Annotated in this window: 16 protein-coding genes; 12 read left to right on the top strand and 4 right to left on the bottom strand. The window is 70.4% G+C overall.

Translation table 11 applies throughout. The annotated features are described in order from the left end of the window. Nucleotides 1–45 precede the first annotated feature (45 nt). The 6 genes from ACPWT1_RS15340 to ACPWT1_RS15315 all read left to right on the top strand — a co-directional run bounded on the left by ACPWT1_RS15340 (nt 46) and on the right by ACPWT1_RS15315 (nt 7,669). Nucleotides 46–1,389 (top strand): substrate-binding protein, encoded by a 1,344-nt coding sequence (locus ACPWT1_RS15340; protein ID WP_427912019.1) that lies wholly within the window; start codon nt 46–48, stop codon nt 1,387–1,389. Nucleotides 1,390–1,465: 76 nt separating this feature from the next. Continuing rightward, nucleotides 1,466–2,341 carry a branched-chain amino acid ABC transporter permease gene (locus ACPWT1_RS15335; protein ID WP_427912018.1) on the top strand — a complete coding sequence of 292 codons (876 nt, stop codon included), beginning with the start codon at nt 1,466–1,468 and terminating at the stop codon, nt 2,339–2,341. Continuing rightward, a complete protein-coding gene (locus ACPWT1_RS15330) occupies nt 2,338–4,185 on the top strand; it encodes an ABC transporter permease subunit (protein ID WP_427912017.1) in 1,848 nt (615 codons plus the stop codon). Before ACPWT1_RS15335 ends, ACPWT1_RS15330 begins: the two co-directional genes overlap by 4 nt. After that, a complete protein-coding gene (locus ACPWT1_RS15325) occupies nt 4,182–4,880 on the top strand; it encodes an ABC transporter ATP-binding protein (protein WP_427912016.1) in 699 nt (232 codons plus the stop codon). The genes ACPWT1_RS15330 and ACPWT1_RS15325 overlap by 4 nt, the downstream gene beginning before the upstream one ends. 79 nt (nt 4,881–4,959) lie before the next feature. After that, nucleotides 4,960–6,993: a M3 family metallopeptidase gene (locus ACPWT1_RS15320; protein WP_427912015.1), complete on the top strand. Its 2,034-nt coding sequence runs from the start codon at nt 4,960–4,962 to the stop codon at nt 6,991–6,993. A gap of 31 nt (nt 6,994–7,024) precedes the next feature. Further along, nucleotides 7,025–7,669: a glutaredoxin family protein gene (locus ACPWT1_RS15315; protein ID WP_427912014.1), complete on the top strand. Its 645-nt coding sequence runs from the start codon at nt 7,025–7,027 to the stop codon at nt 7,667–7,669. On the opposite strand, the gene rpiA is transcribed toward ACPWT1_RS15315, so the two are convergent. Beyond that, the gene (gene rpiA, locus ACPWT1_RS15310) at nt 7,666–8,358 is read right to left on the bottom strand and encodes a ribose-5-phosphate isomerase RpiA (RefSeq protein ID WP_427912013.1); all 693 of its coding nucleotides are present in this window, start codon (nt 8,356–8,358) and stop codon (nt 7,666–7,668) included. The two genes, ACPWT1_RS15315 and rpiA, sit on opposite strands and share 4 nt — an antisense overlap. A gap of 41 nt (nt 8,359–8,399) precedes the next feature. On the opposite strand from rpiA, the gene ACPWT1_RS15305 reads away from it, so the two are divergent. Further along, nucleotides 8,400–9,443 (top strand): quinone-dependent dihydroorotate dehydrogenase, encoded by a 1,044-nt coding sequence (locus ACPWT1_RS15305; protein ID WP_427912012.1) that lies wholly within the window; start codon nt 8,400–8,402, stop codon nt 9,441–9,443. A 42-nt stretch (nt 9,444–9,485) separates the two neighbouring features. Here ACPWT1_RS15305 and ACPWT1_RS15300 read toward each other — a convergent pair whose 3' ends face one another. After that, nucleotides 9,486–9,671, bottom strand: a complete 186-nt coding sequence (locus ACPWT1_RS15300; protein WP_427912011.1) for a hypothetical protein — start codon at nt 9,669–9,671, stop codon at nt 9,486–9,488. A 165-nt stretch (nt 9,672–9,836) separates the two neighbouring features. On the opposite strand from ACPWT1_RS15300, the gene ACPWT1_RS15295 reads away from it, so the two are divergent. Together ACPWT1_RS15295 and ACPWT1_RS15290 are read left to right on the top strand one after the other, a co-directional pair. Then, a complete protein-coding gene (locus tag ACPWT1_RS15295; protein WP_427912010.1) occupies nt 9,837–10,922 on the top strand; it encodes an ATP-binding response regulator in 1,086 nt (361 codons plus the stop codon). 5 nt (nt 10,923–10,927) lie between these two features. Beyond that, entirely contained in the window at nt 10,928–11,257 is a 330-nt protein-coding gene (locus tag ACPWT1_RS15290) for a hypothetical protein (protein WP_427912009.1), read from the top strand. A gap of 7 nt (nt 11,258–11,264) precedes the next feature. Here ACPWT1_RS15290 and ACPWT1_RS15285 read toward each other — a convergent pair whose 3' ends face one another. After that, entirely contained in the window at nt 11,265–11,894 is a 630-nt protein-coding gene (locus tag ACPWT1_RS15285; protein WP_427912008.1) for a response regulator, read from the bottom strand. Next, nucleotides 11,891–12,952, bottom strand: a complete 1,062-nt coding sequence (locus ACPWT1_RS15280) for a histidine kinase (RefSeq protein ID WP_427912007.1) — start codon at nt 12,950–12,952, stop codon at nt 11,891–11,893. Before ACPWT1_RS15280 ends, ACPWT1_RS15285 begins: the two co-directional genes overlap by 4 nt. 159 nt (nt 12,953–13,111) lie before the next feature. On the opposite strand from ACPWT1_RS15280, the gene ACPWT1_RS15275 reads away from it, so the two are divergent. The 3 genes from ACPWT1_RS15275 to ACPWT1_RS15265 are packed head-to-tail and all read left to right on the top strand — an operon-like array spanning nt 13,112 to nt 16,056. After that, nucleotides 13,112–13,489 carry a response regulator gene (locus tag ACPWT1_RS15275; RefSeq protein WP_427912006.1) on the top strand — a complete coding sequence of 126 codons (378 nt, stop codon included), beginning with the start codon at nt 13,112–13,114 and terminating at the stop codon, nt 13,487–13,489. Beyond that, nucleotides 13,486–15,510, top strand: a complete 2,025-nt coding sequence (locus ACPWT1_RS15270; protein ID WP_427912005.1) for a chemotaxis protein CheA — start codon at nt 13,486–13,488, stop codon at nt 15,508–15,510. The genes ACPWT1_RS15275 and ACPWT1_RS15270 overlap by 4 nt, the downstream gene beginning before the upstream one ends. Before the next feature lie 27 nt (nt 15,511–15,537). Continuing rightward, on the top strand, nt 15,538–16,056 hold the full coding sequence (locus tag ACPWT1_RS15265; RefSeq protein ID WP_427912004.1) for a chemotaxis protein CheW: 519 nt from the start codon (nt 15,538–15,540) through the stop codon (nt 16,054–16,056).

The following is a 16,056-nucleotide window of genomic DNA, read 5'->3' as shown; positions in this document are numbered from 1 at the left end:
TCCTCGAATGCATCGGCGTCCCGCCATGCAAGGCAAGGAGACGCCATGCAAGAACACGACAACGGCAGCAGCCGCCGCCGCTTCATCCACCTCGGCATGGGCGCCGCCGGCTCCCTCGCACTGCCCGGGTTCATGCGCGAGGCATTCGCCGCTGACCAGCAGCAGCCGATCGGCACGTGGCCGGCCGGCACGCAGGGCGATTCCGTGTTCATCGGAATCACGGTGCCGCGCACCGGCACCTACGCCGTGCAGGGCGAGGACGAGCTCAAGGGCTACCAGCTCGCCATCGAGCACATCAACGCGGGCCATCCGCTGATCAAGGCCATCTCGCCCAAGACCACCAAGGGCGTGCTGGGCAAGCAGTTGAAGTACGGCGTGGCGGACTCCGCCGCCAAGCCCAATGACGCCGTGCAGGCGCAGCAGCGCTTCATCACCGAGAACAAGGCGATCCTGATCACGGGCGGCACGTCGAGCGCCGTGGCCGTGGCCCTGAACAAGCTCGCGCAGCGCGAGAAGGTGCTGTTCGTCTGCGGCATCTCCGGCTCGAACGACACCACGGGCAAGGACTGCGTGCGCTATGGCGTGCGCCAGAACTTCTACGGCGAGACGGCCGCCAACGCCATCGGCCCGGCCCTGGTGAAGGCCTACGGCAAGAACAAGAAGATGGCGTTCATGACGCCCGACTACACGTACGGCCACACCGTCACGAAGTCGGTCAGCGAATACCTGATGAAGAACGGCGGCTGGCAGATGGTGACCAACCAGGTCTCGCCGCTGGGTGCGCCCGACTACAGCTCCTACCTCACGAACATCGCCAACTCGGGCGCCGAGTTCCTGATCAACGTCAACTGGGGCCACGACGCCGTGCTGTCCACGCAGCAGGCCAAGCAGTTCGGCCTGCTGCCGAAGATGAAGCTGGTGATCCCCTACCAGATCCCGTTCCTGGCGCGCGAGGTCGGTCCCGACGTCACCGAGGGCGTCTACGCGGCCACCGAGTTCTGGTGGACGATGGAAGACAAGTACCCGCTGGCCAAGCAGTTCGTCGAGGCCTTCGAGAAGAAGTTCGGCTACAAGCCCGAGTGGGGCGCGGAGAACGCGTACATGGAGTTCGCGCTGTGGGCCGAGGCGGTCGAACACGCCGGCACCTTCTACCCGCCCGACGTGATCAAGTCGTACGAGTCGCCGCGCAAGCTGCAGTCGCTCACCGGCGAGGTGAGCTGGCGCCCGCAGGACCACCAGCTGATCCGCCCGGTGGTCATCGTCAAGGGCAAGAAGCCCAGCGAGATGCGCAACAAGGAAGACTTCTGGGAAGTGGTGGAAGTCGTCCCCGGTGCCGGCCTGATGCAGAAGCCCGACGCCTTCGGCTGCAACCTGGGCTCGTACACCTGACCGCCCGCGCCCCGTCTTCGCCCGGGCCGCGCCGAAGCGGGCCCGCGGCGTCCTCCTGCCTCGCCCGGCCGCCCCGATGCTGACCTGGACCAACTTTCTTTCGCAGCTGTTCAACGGGCTGGCACTGGGGGCCTTGCTGGCACTCATCAGCTCCGGGCTGACCATCATCTACGGCACGCTTGGCGTGCTGAACCTCGCGCACGGCGCGATGTTCATGCTGGGCGGCTACGCGGGCTACGCCGCGTGGCAGGCCACCGGGTCGTATGCCGTGGCGCTGGCTGCAGGCACTCTGTCGGTCGGCCTGCTCGGGCTGGTCATGGAGCGCGTGATCATTCGCCACTTCTACCGGCGGCCGGACGAGGACCAGCTGCTGGTGACCTTCGGCCTGGGCATCTGCTTCGTCGAATCGATCCGGCTGATCTTCTCCAGCCAGTCCCTCAGCGTGCAACCACCTGCGCTGCTCACCGGCATCACGTCGCTGGGCGTGATGATGTACCCGACCTACCGGCTCGCTGTCGTCGGAATCTGCGCGATCGCACTGCTGGCGCTGTACCTCGTGCTGTATCGCACCCGGCTCGGCATGATCGTGCGCGCCGGTATCGACGACGCCGTGATGGTCGACTCGCTGGGCATCGACGTCTACCGCGTCTTCATGGTGGTGTTCGGCATCGGCGCCATGGCGGCCGGCTTCGCCGGCATCGTGAACGCCCCGGTGGTGTCGCTCACGCCGGAGGTCGGCGAGGCGATCCTCGTGCAGGCCTTCGTGGTGGTCGTGATCGGCGGCGTCGGGTCGTTCCCCGGCGCGGTGCTCGGCGGCCTGGTCGCCGGCGAGATCATCAGCCTGACCTCGATGGTCAACCCCGGCTACGCCTACGTGATGCTGTTCGCGGCGATGACCGTCGTCCTGCTCGTGCGGCCGCACGGGATCATGGGCGCGAAGGGCAGGCAGTGACCGACACCCCGATGCTCAAGCGCCCCGCCCTGTTCCTGCTCGTCGCGGCCATCTGCCTCATTGCGGCGCCCTTCATCCTTCCAGCCCTGAACGCAGCGCCCAACACGGTCAACCGCGTGCTGGTGTGGGGCCTGTTCGGGCTCGGCTTCGACATCCTGTTCGGATTCACCGGCCTGCTGTCGTTCGGGCAATCGGCCTTCTACGGCACGGGCGGCTTCGTCGCGGCCTACCTGCTCACGCGCGCCGGCTTTCCGAACGTCATCCTCGCCCTCATCATCGGCATGGTGGCTGCGGCCATCACGGGCTACCTGATCGGACAGCTGGCGCTGCGTCGCACCGGCATCTACTTCGCGATGATCACGGTCGCTATCGCGGAGATCTTCTTCTTCGTCGAATTCAACCCGCTGTCCGACTGGACCGGCGGCGAGAACGGCCTCCCCGGCGTGCCCACGCCGCACATCGACCTGGGCTTCACGCAGCTGTCCTTCACGTCCGGCTGGTCGCTCTATCCGTTCCTCGCGTTCTGCTATTTCGTTGGCCTACTGGTCGCACTGCGCATCGTGCGTTCGCCCGTGGGCGCGGTGCTGACGGCCATCCGCGAGAACCCGCTGCGCGCCGCGGCGGTGGGCCATGACGTGCATGCGTACAAGCTCACCGCGTTCGTGATCGCGGCCGCGTACGCCGGCCTGTCGGGCGGCCTGCTCGGCGTGCTGCAAGGCTTCATGCCGCCGGACGCCTTCATGTTCGACACGTCCGGCCAGCTGATCATCCAGACCGCCATCGGCGGCCGCGGCACCTTGATCGGCCCGCTCGTGGGTGCCGCCGTGTGGCTGTTCCTGCAGGACTTCCTGCAGGCCACGCTGAAACTGGGCGCCGCGTGGAAGCTGGTGCTGGGCGTGGTGTTCGTGCTGCTGGTGTGCTTCCTGCGCCAGGGCATCGTGGGCGCGGTGCGGCAGCTCTTCCTGCCACGCCGCCGCGGCGAGCCCGAGCCGGACGCTGCCGCGCCCGCGGAGTCGCCGACGGCCGCGCCTGCGACTGCAGCGGTCATGCCCGTCCCATCGTCCAACCCGGGGCACGGACGCGTGGTGCTGCAGGCCAGTGGCCTCACCAAGCGCTATGGCGGCGTGGTCGCCAACCAGGACATCCACTTCAGCGTCCGCGAGGGCGAGCTGCGCGGCATCATCGGCCCCAACGGCGCCGGCAAGTCCACCTTCTTCAAGATGCTCACCTGCGAGGTGGCACCCAGCGCCGGCCGCATCGAGTTCGAAGGGCACGACATCACCGGGCGCGACGTGACCGACGTGTGCCAGCTCGGCCTCACCAAGAGCTACCAGGTCAACCAGCTGTTCAACCAGCTGACGGTGCGCGAGAACGTCACGATCGCCGCCCTCGCGCGCCTGCGGGGCAGGTTCAGGCTGGACCTGCTGCGCGGCGTCGACAGCGTCTCCGGGTTGCGCGACCTGGTGCAGGAGACCCTGGCCCTCGTGCATCTCACCGCCCGCGCCGACGCGCCCGTCGCGCAACTGGCCTATGGCGAGAAGCGGCGGCTCGAGATCGGCCTGGCGCTGGCCTCGTCGCCGTCGCTGCTGCTGCTCGACGAGCCGCTGGCCGGCATGAGTCCCAGCGAGCGCGCCGAGACGGTGTCGCTGCTCAAGTCGATCGCCCGCGGCCGCACGCTGGTGATCATCGACCACGACATGGACGCCCTGTTCGAACTCGCCGAGCGCATCACGGTGCTGCAGGAGGGCCGCCTCCTGGTCGAAGGCACGCCCGAGGACATCCGGCGCGACCCGCAGGTGCAGGCGGCGTACCTGGGCGGCATGCACGAGGTGGTGACGTCATGAGCCTGCTGGAAGTCCAGGGCCTCAACAGCTACTACGGCGACTCGCACATCCTGTTCGACGTCGGCATGCGCGTCGAGGACAACGAGGTCGTCGCCCTGCTCGGCCGCAACGGCGCGGGCAAGAGCACCACGCTCAAGAGCCTGATGGGCGTCGTGAAGCCTCGATCGGGGTCGGTGCGCCTCGGCGGGGTCGAGCTCGTGGGCCGCAAGAGCCATGCGGTCGCCCGAGCGGGCATGCAGCTGGTACACGAGGAACGGCGCATCTTCGGCAGCCTCAACGTCGAGGAAAACCTGGTGCTGGCCGGGCTCACCGCGCCGAAACGCTGGCCACTCGAACGCGTGTACGAGATGTTCCCGCGGCTGAAGGAACGGCGCACCAGCCGCGGCACCGACCTGTCCGGCGGCGAGCAGCAGATGCTGGCCATCGGCCGGGCCCTGATCCGCTCGCCCCGGATCGTTCTGCTCGACGAGCCGTTCGAGGGCCTCGCGCCCGTGATCGTGCACGACCTGGTGCAGGCCTGCCGCGCCTTGGCCGACGAAGGCCAGACCATCGTGCTGGTCGAGCAGAACCTCGCCGCGACGCTGGCCCTGGCCGACCGCGTGTACATCATCAACAACGGGCACATCGCCCACGAGGGCAGCGCCGCCGAGCTGCGCGCGCAGCCCGAGGTGCTGCACCGGTACCTCGGCGTCTGAGCAAGACCCGATCGCCGCGATTGCCAAGGGCAATCCCGGCGCCGGCTTGCACTGCCGGCCTGTGCCCCAAAATCAGGACATGCCCACCAATCCCCTCCTCGCCACCGACGGCCTGCCCCTGTTCGACCAGATCCGGCCGGAGCACGTCGTTCCCGCCATCGACGAACTGCTGGCCGACAGCGAAGCCGCGCTCGAGGCGGTGGTCGCCCCCGATTTCCCCGCCGACTGGAAGGCCCTGTCGCTGCGCCTCGAGTGCACCACGGAGCGCCTCAGCCGTGCGTGGAGCGCCGTCAGCCACCTCAACGGCGTGGCCGACACGCCGGAGTTGCGCGCCGCGTACAACGCCGTGCTGCCGAAGGTCACCGATTTCTGGACTCGCCTGGGTTCGGACGAGCGCCTCTACGCCAAGTACAAGGCGATCGACAAGGCCTCGCTCAACGACGAGCAGCGCCAGGCCCTCGCCAACGGCATCCGCAATTTCGTGCTCGGTGGCGCCGAACTGCAGGGCGCGGCCCGGGAGCGCTACGCCGCGATCCAGGAACGCCAGGCCGAGCTGGGCCAGAAGTTCAGCGAGAACGCGCTCGATGCGACCGATGCCTTCGCGTACTACGCGAAGCAGGACGAACTGGATGGCGTGCCGGAGGACGTGGTGCATGCGGCCCGCGCGGCGGCGGTCACCGAGGGCAAGGACGGCTACAAGCTCACCCTCAAGATGCCCAGCTACCTGCCGGTGATGCAGTTCGGACGCAACCGCGACCTGCGCCAGCGCCTGTACCGCGCCTACGTCACCCGCGCCAGCGACCAGGCCCCGCCGGAGTTCCGGAAGTTCGACAACTCGGCCAACGTGCGCGAGATCCTCGCGCTGCGCCGCGAGGAAGCGCAGCTGCTCGGCTATCGCAACTTCGGCGAGGTGTCGGTGGTGCCCAAGATGGCGGACTCGCCCGAGCAGGTGGTCAAGTTCCTGCGCGAGCTCGCCGCCAAGGCACGCCCGCATGCCGAGAAGGACGTGGCCGACATGCGCGAGTTCGCGGCGCGCAAGCTGGGCCTGCAGGATCCGCAGGCCTGGGACTGGAGCTACATCGGCGAGCGCCTGAAGGAAGACCGCTACGCGTTCAGCGAGCAGGAGGTCAAGCAATACTTCACCGCGCCGAAGGTGCTGGCCGGCCTGTTCAAGATCATCGAGACGCTGTTCGAGGTGGAGATCCGCCGCGACTCGGCGCCCGTGTGGCACCCGTCGGTGGAGTTCTACCGCATCGAGCGGCACGGGGAGCTGGTGGGCCAGTTCTACCTCGACCCGGCCGCGCGCAACGGCAAGCGCGGTGGCGCCTGGATGGACGACGTGCGCGCGCGCTGGCTGCGCCCGGACAACGGCCGGCTGCAGACGCCAGTCGCACACCTGGTGTGCAACTTCGCCGAGGGCGTCGACGGCAAGCCGCCGCTGCTGACACACGACGACGTCATCACCCTCTTCCACGAATCGGGCCACGGGCTGCACCACATGCTCACGCGCGTGAACGAGCGCGACGTGTCCGGCATCAACGGCGTGGAATGGGACGCGGTCGAACTTCCGAGCCAGTTCATGGAGAACTTCTGCTGGGAGTGGAGCGTGCTGCGCCACATGGCGGCGCACGTGGACACCGGCGAGCCGCTGCCGCGCGCGCTGTTCGACCGCATGCTGGCAGCGAAGAATTTCCAGAGCGGCCTGGCCACGCTGCGGCAGGTGGAGTTCGCCCTCTTCGACATGCTGCTGCACACGGACCACGACCCTGCCAACGACTTCATGCCGCTGCTGGACCAGGTCCGCGCCGAGGTCGCCGTGCTGAAGGCGCCGCCTTTCAGTCGCACCGCCCACACCTTCAGCCACATCTTCGCGGGCGGCTACGCCGCGGGCTATTACAGCTACAAGTGGGCGGAGGTGCTTTCCGCCGACGCTTACGCGGCTTTCGAGGAAACTGCCGCACCCGACGGTTCCCCCAGCGTGGAAACCGGGCGAAAATACCGGCAGGCGATCCTGGAAGCCGGCGGCAGCCGACCGGCCATGGAATCATTCAAGGCCTTCCGCGGGCGCGAGCCGTCGATCGACGCATTGCTGCGGCACCAGGGAATGGCCTGACGCAGTTTCGAAGTCGTCGGAGGGGATAGCAATGGTCGTTCGTTCGTTCCCGGCGTGCCGCCTGGCCGCCGCCCTGGTCCTAGCCACGCTTGCCTGCGCGGCCGGTGCGCAGTCGGTCTACCGCATCGTCGGTCCCGACGGCAAGGTCACCTACTCGGACAAGCCGCCGGCCGACCCCGCCACCAAGGCCTCGCCGACGGCCGTGACGCCGCTCACCGGCACCGCGGGCGGCCTCGCCGGACTGCCGTTCGAACTGCGGCAAGTCGCCAGCCGGTATCCGGTGACCCTCTACACGGGCCCCGACTGCGGACCGTGCGGCACGGGCCGCGCCTACCTGGCCTCGCGCGGCATTCCCTTCACGGAGAAGACCGTCAGCACCCAGGACGACATCAGCGCGCTGCAGCGCCTGAGCGGCGCCTCCAGCCTGCCCTTCGTCACGATCGGGGGCCAGCAGCTCACCGGCTATTCCGAGGGCGAGTGGGGGCAGTTCCTCACGGCAGCGGGCTATCCGCGCAGCTCGCAGCTGCCCTCCAGCTACCGCCAGCCGGCGGCCACGCCGCTGGTGGCCGCCGCCACCCCCAAGGCAGCGCCTGCCCCCACCGAACGGCCTTCCGCAGTGCCGTCCGCGGCCGCTCCTGCGCCTTCGGGCAGCAACCCGGCCGGCATTCAGTTCTAGGCGGCTGCGCCTGCGCCCTGGCAGTCCAGGGTGCGAACGCCGGACGCCGTGCCCAGCAGGCACACGGACGCTTTCTGGTGGGCGAACACGCCCACCGTCACCACGCCCGGCCACTGGTTCACTTCGGACTCGAAGGCCAGCGGCTGCGCGATCTGCAGCCCGGACACGTCGAGGATGTGCTGGCCGTTGTCCGTGACCAACGGGGCGCCGTCCTTCATGCGCACCTGCGCCTTGCCGCCCATGGCCGCGAACTGCCGCGCGATGCGTGCCGTGGCCATGGGGATCACTTCCACCGGGACGGGGAATGCGCCCAGCACCTTCACCAGCTTGGACTCGTCGGCGATGCAGACGAAGCGGCGCGACTGGGCGGCGACGATCTTCTCGCGCGTGAGCGCCGCGCCCCCGCCCTTGATCATGTGGCCCTGCGCGTCGATCTCGTCGGCGCCGTCGATGTAAACCGCGAGCTCGTCGACGTCGTTCGCATCGAACACGCGGATGCCGATGGCGCGCAGCCGCTCGGTGGACGCCACCGAGCTGGACACCGCGCCGCGCACCCGGTCCTTCATCGTGGCCAGCGCCTCGATGAACTTGTTGACGGTCGACCCGGTGCCGACGCCGACGATCTCGCCCGGCACCACGTACTGCAGTGCGGCCTGGCCAACCAGGCCCTTCAGTTCATCCTGCGTCACGCGACAATCCCGGCTTGCGTTGTTGATGCGAAGAATTATCCATGCCGCTGCCCTACTCCCTCGCACGCCCCTTCCTGTTCGGCCTCGACCCGGAAGAGGCGCATGACCTGACGCTGCGCACGCTGCAGCGCCTGCAGGGCACCCCGCTCGCATGGGCCTGGCGCTCGGCCTTCATCGAGGATCCGATCGAGCTCGCCGGCCTGCGCTTCCCCAATCGCGTCGGCCTGGCCGCGGGCCTGGACAAGAACGCGCGCTGCATCGACGCCCTGGGCGCGATGGGGTTCGGCTTCGTCGAGGTCGGCACCGTGACGCCGAAGCCGCAGCCGGGCAACCCGAAGCCACGCATGTTCCGCCTGCCGCAGGCGCACGCGCTGATCAACCGCCTGGGCTTCAACAACGACGGCCTGGATGCCTTCGTCGCCAACGTGCAGCGCTCGACGTTCCGCCAGCGCGGGCGCCTGCTCGGCCTCAACATCGGCAAGAACGCCGCCACGCCGATCGAGCGCGCGACCGACGACTACCTCACCGGCCTGGCCGGCGTGTACCCGCACGCCGACTACGTCACCGTCAACATCTCCAGCCCGAACACGAAGAACCTGCGCGCGCTGCAGTCCGACGAGGCGCTCGATGCCTTGCTCGCGGCGCTGGCCGCACGCCGCGAGGAACTCGCGCGCGAGCACGGGCGGCGCGTGCCGCTGTTCGTGAAGATCGCGCCCGACCTCGACGAAGCGCAGGTGGACGTCATCGCCGCCACGCTGCGCCGGCACGGCATGGATGGCGTGATCGCCACCAACACCACGATTGCGCGCGACGCCGTGCAGGGCCTGCGGCATGCGGACGAGGCCGGCGGCCTGAGCGGGCGACCGGTGCTGGAGGCGAGCAACCGCGTGATCGCGCAGTTGCGCAACGCGCTCGGCGCGGGGTTCCCGATCGTGGGCGTGGGTGGTGTGCTGGGCGCGGAGGATGCAGCCGCGAAGATCCGCGCGGGTGCGGACGTCGTCCAGATCTACACGGGGCTGATCTACCGCGGGCCGGAGATCGTGCCCGAGGTGGCCCGCGCGCTGAAGGCGCTGGGCCGGCGCTGACGCAGCGGCGCCGCCCGGTCGGGCGATTTCAGGGTCGCGGGCTCAGGCCCAGCGCAGCACGGCCAGGGCGACGCCGGTCCACACCAGGATGGACGACAGGCCGCCCAGCCAGAAGAACGGGCTGGCCAGGAGGCTGCGTTCGAACTCGTGGTCGTCGGCCGCCATGCGCGGCAGGCCTGCGGGTTGGAGCGACGAAGGGGCAGTGCGATCGGCGGGCGGGGCGTACACGGCTGGACTGCTTTGCAAGTGTGTAGCCAGAGTATCGGCCGAGCTCAACCGTGGACCTTAAGACAATGGCTTACGGCCGGTTTCGGTTGTTGCTCATCAATGCGCCACCGGGAACGTGCACACTGATCAGCTGGCCCCTTTACGACCGGTACACTGCCGCCCCTCGTGCCGAACACTGCCCCGACCGACCCGATCCGCCTGCTGTGCGTGGAGGACAACCCCGACGACGTCGAGCTGATCGCGCTCGCGCTCGAACGGTCCGACCTCCATCGCCGCTACGTGCTCGAGCGCGTCGACGACGCCAATGCCTTCGCGGCCGCGCTCACGCAGCAGCACGAGGCGATCCTGTGCGACTACAACATGCCGCGGTTCTCGCCGTATGCGGCGCTGCAGATCATGGCGACGCGCCGCTGCGCGACGCCGCTGGTGGTGGTCACGCGGGCCATCGGGGAGGAAGCCGCGGTGCAGGTGCTGCGCTGCGGCGCCAGGGACTATGTCACCAAGGATCGCCTCGGCACCCTGCCGCAGGTGATCGAGCGCGTGCGCGAGGAGCGTCGCCGCGCCGCGGAGCGGGAGCGCCTGGCGCAAGAACTGGAAGCGGCCTACCGCAGGCTCAAGACGCTGTCGGCGCGCGCGATCGCCGCCCAGGAGCGCGAACGCCTGCTGATCTCGCGCGAGCTGCACGACCAGGTCGGGCAGAGCCTCACCGGCATGGTGATCCACCTGCACGCCGCGCAGCGCGCGCCCGACGCGGCGTCGGCACAACGCCACACCTCGACCGCGATCGAGCTCGCCCAGGGCGCCGTGCAGCAGGTCAAGACGCTGTCGTTCTCGCTGCGCCCCGCGCAGCTCGACCTGCTCGGCCTGGTGCCCACCGTGCACAGCGCGGTGCAGCGGCTCGCGGAACCCGCGGGGCTCGAATTCCGTGTCACCTCGCGCGGCACCGAACCGCGCGAGCTCGGCGAGACCGCGTCGGTCGTCGTGCGACTGGTGCAGGAGGCGATGACCAACATCGTCCGCCATGCGCGAGCCTCCCTTGTCGAGGTTCGGCTTCGGTTCCTGCCGGACGGCTGCATCGGCCTGCTGGTGCTGGACGACGGCGCCGGCTTCGACAAGGCCGCGGTGCTGGGCGAGCCGGGCGAACACAACGTCGGCCTGCACGGGATGCTGGAACGCACCGAGCTCGTGGGCGGACGGCTGCACATCCGCACGCGGCCAGGCGCCGGCACGGCGATCCGCGCCATCCTCTGAACACGATGCACGCAGCCAACCTGCACGAGATGCTCGCACTGCTGCCCGCGGAGACGCGCGAGCGGCTGGTGGTGCTCTACCTCGATCTCCTCGGTCCCGGCCTCACGGCCGTGGAAGCCACGCTGCACCAGCACCCGGCGCAGGCCGCTCAGCCGCTGCACCGGCTGGCGGGCGGCGCGGCGATGCTGCAGGACCATGGCGTGGCACAGCTCGCCCGCTCCCTCGAGCGGGCGCTCCTCGAGGGCGACGTCGAGCAGGCGCTCGCGGGGTGGCCCGCGCTGCAGGCCGCCGCCGAGCACAGCCGGCAGGCCTTGCAGCACCGCACGCCCGGGTGATCGGTCCCTAGGCGGCCGGCAGCAGACCGTGCCGCGCCGCGTAGTGCGCCAGTTCGGCCGCGCCACTGACCTTGAGTTTCTCCAGCAGCCGCGCGCGGTAGACGCCCACCGTGCGCGGCGGCAGCGCCATCCGTTCGGCCACCTCCGGCAGGCGCAGCCCTTGTGCCAGCAGCGACAGCAGCATCTGCTCGCGCGGCGACAGGCGTTCGTGCGCCGCGCCTTCCGGCGCCTGCGCCGCGGCGAGCAGGCGCGCGATCGTGGCCGAGATGTGCCGCTCGCCGCGCGCGACCCGCGCGATCGCCTCGACCAGTTGCGCGGTGTCGCCCGACTTCGCCACGTAGCCGTTCGCGCCGGCCTGCAGCGCACGCAGGGCGTACGGGTCCTCGGGATACATCGACACCACCAGCGTGCGCGGCCGCTGCGGCCGGTTCGCCAGCCGCTCCAGGATCTCCAGCCCGGAGAGGCCCGGCAGCTGGATGTCCAGCAGCAGCACGTCGCAGGGCGTGGTGGCCAGCAAGGGCTCCAGCTCGTGCCAGCCACCCGCTTCGCCCGCGACCGCGATGCCATCGTCGGCGAGTGCGTCGCGCAGGCCGCGCCGGATCAGCGCGTGGTCGTCCACCAGCAGCACGCGCGTCATTGGCAGGGCTCCACCGCATCGAGCGGCAGCCACAGCAGCACCGTCGTGCGGCCATCTTCACTGGAGACATCCAGTGCGCCGCCACTCGCGCGCGCCCGCTCGGCCAGGCCGCGCAGGCCCAGCGCGCCGGGCTTGTGCAGCGCGCCGGCCTCCAGCCCGCGCCCGTCGTCGCGCACCTCCAGCGACACCGTCTCGGCGCCGAAGTGCAGGTCGATGCCGATGCGCGCCGGGCCGGCATGCTTGGCGATGTTGGTCAGCGCCTCCTGGCAGGTGCGGTAGACCGCCATCGCCAGCGGCTCGGGCAGCGTGCGCTCGGCGCCGCTGCACGTGAAATCCACCGGCAGCCCGTGGCGCTCGCGGAACGCACGCACCTGGGACTGCAGCGCGGCGGCGAGCCCGGCGTCGAGGGTGGGCGGCCGCAGGCCGTGCATCAGGCGCCGCGCCGCCTCGCCGGCCTGCACCAGCGCCTGCTGCGCACGGTGCAGCCGCGCGAGTGGCTCCGGCGCCAGGTGACGCTGCAGGCTGTCGAGATCGAAGCGCACCGCCGTCAGCGTGCCGCCGATCTCGTCGTGCAGCTCACGGGCGATCGCCGCGCGCTCCTCGTCAGCCAGCGTCTGCAGGCGCTGCGACAGGTTGCGCAGCTGCTCGCGGGAGGCGCGCAGCCGTTCCTGCGCCTCGGCGCTGTCGCGACGCGCCTGCGCCGCCGCGAGCGCGTTGCGCACGGCCACCGCCAGGCGCGCGAGCCGTCCCTTGAGCAGGAAGTCGTCGGCGCCGCGGCGCATCGCCTCCACGGCCGCCTCCTCGCCCAGCACGCCCGACACGATGATGAAAGGCGGCGGCGCGGGCTGCGCGCGCACGATGGCCAGCGCCTCGCCGCTGGAGAACGCGGGCAGCTGGTGGTCCGAGATCACCAGCTCCCAGCGCTCGCGGGCCAGCGCCGCATGCAGCCCGGCGGCGTCTTCCACCCGCTCGGCGCGCGCGTCGATGCCCTGCAACGCCAGCGTCGCCAGCAGCATCTCGTAGTCCAGCAGTGAATCCTCGATCACGAGCAGCCGCACGCGCCTCTCCTCGGGACGCATCTTGGACGGCCATCTGGCGACCTTGAGCCGGATAAGGCGGGGTTCCGCGCCGCTTTCCGGGCCATCGCCCCGCCACCGCTCTCCGAACAATCTCCGCATCGCCGGCATTGCGTCGCCGGCCTTGCAAGGAGCAGTTCCATGACCAAGGTTCTGGTCGCCGACGATTCCCCTTCGATGCGGCAGATGCTCGCGCACGTGCTGCGCGAGGGTGGCTATGGCGTGGCCCTGGCTGTCGACGGCGCCGACGCGCTGCGGCAGCTGGAACACGAGCCGGCCGATGTCGTCCTCACCGACTGCCACATGCCCGGCCTCGACGGCCTGGCCCTCACCCGCGCGCTGCGCGCCGACCCGCGCTGGCGGCACCTGCCCGTGCTGGTGCTGACGACGGAAGTCGATGCCGGCACCAAGCAGGCCGGCCGCGCCGCGGGCGCCACCGGCTGGCTGGCCAAGCCGTTCGACCCGTCCAGCCTGCTGGCGGTCATCGGCCAGGTTTCCGCGATGGGAGAACCGCGATGAGCGACATCGACCTGCGCCAGTTCCACGACGTCTTCTTCCTGGAAGCGGGCGACAACCTGGACACCTTCGAGCAGCTGCTGGTCGACCTGGACGTGCAGGCGCCCGCCGACGACGTGCTGCACGCGATCTTCCGCTGCGCGCATTCCGTCAAGGGCGGCGCCGCCACCTTCGGCTTCGCCGACGTCACCGCGCTGACCCACGTGATGGAGACGCTGCTGGACCAGCTGCGCCGGCACGAGAAATCACCGACGACCGCGATGGTCGACACGCTGCTGGCGGCCGGCGACATGCTGCGCGCCCTGCTCGCCTGCCACCAGGCCGGCGGCGGCCACCCGCCGGACACCGCGGCGCTGCTGCAATCGCTGCACGCGCACGTGCAGGCCAGCGGCGGTGCCGCCCCCGCCGTCGTGGCGCCCGCGGCCACGCCTGCACCGGTCGCCGCGGCCGCACCCGCCGGTGCGCGCGACCTCGAGATCCTGGCCGGCCCCCTGCCCTCGCCCTCCATCGTCGATGACCTGCTGGAGCTGTTCGCCGAGGTGAGCGGCGGCGGCACGTTGTCCCGCGCCGAGGCCCTGCCGGGCCAGGCCGAGAACATGCAGCGCCTGCGCCTGCAGACCACGAGCAACGATGCCGACCTGCTGGACCTGTGCAGCTTCCACCTGCCGCGCGAAAGCATCCGCATCGCCCCGTGGCCGCAGCCCGTCGCGGTCGCTGCGCCGGCACCCGTGCCCACGCCGGCTCCTGCCGCACCCGTCGCGGCGGCCGCTGCCGACGCCCCCGCGCCGAAACGCGGCGGCGCCGGCGAGACCCTGCGCGTGTCGCTCGACAAGGTCGACCAGCTGATCAACCTGATGGGCGAGCTCGTGATCACCCAGGCCATGCTGGCCCAGCGCGCCTCTCGCCTGGAAGGCGCGACCGCGCAGGACTTCGTGGGCGACCTGGCCGACCTGGAACGCACCACGCGCGACCTGCAGGAATCGGTCATGGCGATCCGCATGATCCCGATGGGTGACGTCTTCAACCGCTTCCCGCGCATGCTGCGCGAACTGGCCGCGCGCCTGGGCAAGCAGCTGGAGCTGCGCACCATCGGCGAGGCCACGGAACTGGACAAGGGCCTGATCGAGAAGATCACGGACCCGCTGACGCACCTGGTGCGCAACGCGGTCGACCACGGCATCGAGCTGCCCGCCGACCGGATCGCCGCGGGCAAGCCCGCCGCCGGCACGCTGACGCTGTCGGCACGCCACGAAGGCGGTTGCATCGTGATCGAGGTGAGCGACGACGGCCGCGGCCTGGACCGCGACCGCCTGATCGCCAAGGCGCGCCGCAACGGCATGCAGCTGCCCGACGACATGAGCGATGCCGACGCGTACCAGCTGATCTTCGCGCCCGGCTTCTCGACCGCCGAACAGGTGACCGACATCTCCGGCCGCGGCGTCGGCATGGACGTCGTCCGCCGCAACATCCTGGCGCTGGGCGGCACCGTGGAACTGGACTCGGCCCTCGGCCGCGGCACCTGCGTGCGGGTGCGGCTGCCGCTGACGCTGGCCATCATGGACGGCATGTCGATCGCGGTCGCCGGCGAGCTGTACGTCGTGCCGCTGGCCAGCGTCGTCGAATCCTTCCAGGCCCCGGCGGGAACGGTCCGCTGGCTGGCGGGCGGCGGCCGCGTGGTCAAGGTGCGCGACGACTGGCTGCCGGTGGTGTCGCTGGCCGATGCCGTCGGCGCGCCGCCGCTGCCACAGGGCGGTCCCTCGATGCTGGTGCTGGTGCAGGCCGAAGGCCGGTGCGTCGCCCTGGAGGTCGGCCAGCTGGTCGGCCAGCAGCAGGTGGTGGTCAAGAACCTCGAGACCAACTGGCGCCGCGTGCCCGGCGTGGCCGGCGCCACCATCATGGGCGACGGCAGCGTGGCCCTGATCCTCGACGTGGCCCAGATCGTGCGCGGCACGCACGCCGCACCCTCAAGCGCCGCCCTTGACGGCCGACAACACCGGGAAGCGCCCCAAGTGGCGCATGCCTGACAACCTGAACCTACCCCGGAGATCCAGATGGACATGATCAATGAAGGCGCGCACATCGCGCGCTCGGCAAGCGCCCGTACCGCCGCCCCCGCCCCGCTGGCGACCCCCGGCGAGTACCTCACCTTCTGCCTCGGGCACGAGGAGTACGGCGTCGACATCCAGAAGGTGCAGGAAATCCGCTCCTTCGAGCAGCCCACGCGCATCCCCGGCGCTCCCAACTACGTCAAGGGCGTGGTGAACCTGCGCGGCGTGATCGTGCCGATCGTCGACCTGCGCATGCGCCTGGAGTGCGAGCGCGCCGAGTACAACCCTTTCACCGTCGTCATCGTGCTGGCCGTGCTGCAGCGCGTGGTCGGCGTGGTGGTCGACTCGGTGTCCGACGTGCTGGACCTGCAGGCCGAGGCGATCAAGCCGCCGCCGGAGCTGTCCGCCGCCGGCAGCGACTTCGTCACCGCCATCGCCAGCGTCGCCGAGCGCATGCTGATGCTGGTCGACATGGACCGGCTGCTGGGCGAGGCGCTGGGCGCCCTGCCCGCGAGCGCCTGA

The sequence above is a fragment of the Ramlibacter sp. MMS24-I3-19 genome, assembly GCF_050320135.1.
Lineage (GTDB): Bacteria > Pseudomonadota > Gammaproteobacteria > Burkholderiales > Burkholderiaceae_C > Ramlibacter.
Note: the sequence above shows the minus strand (reverse complement) of the source record. Positions and strands in the feature narration are given on the sequence as shown.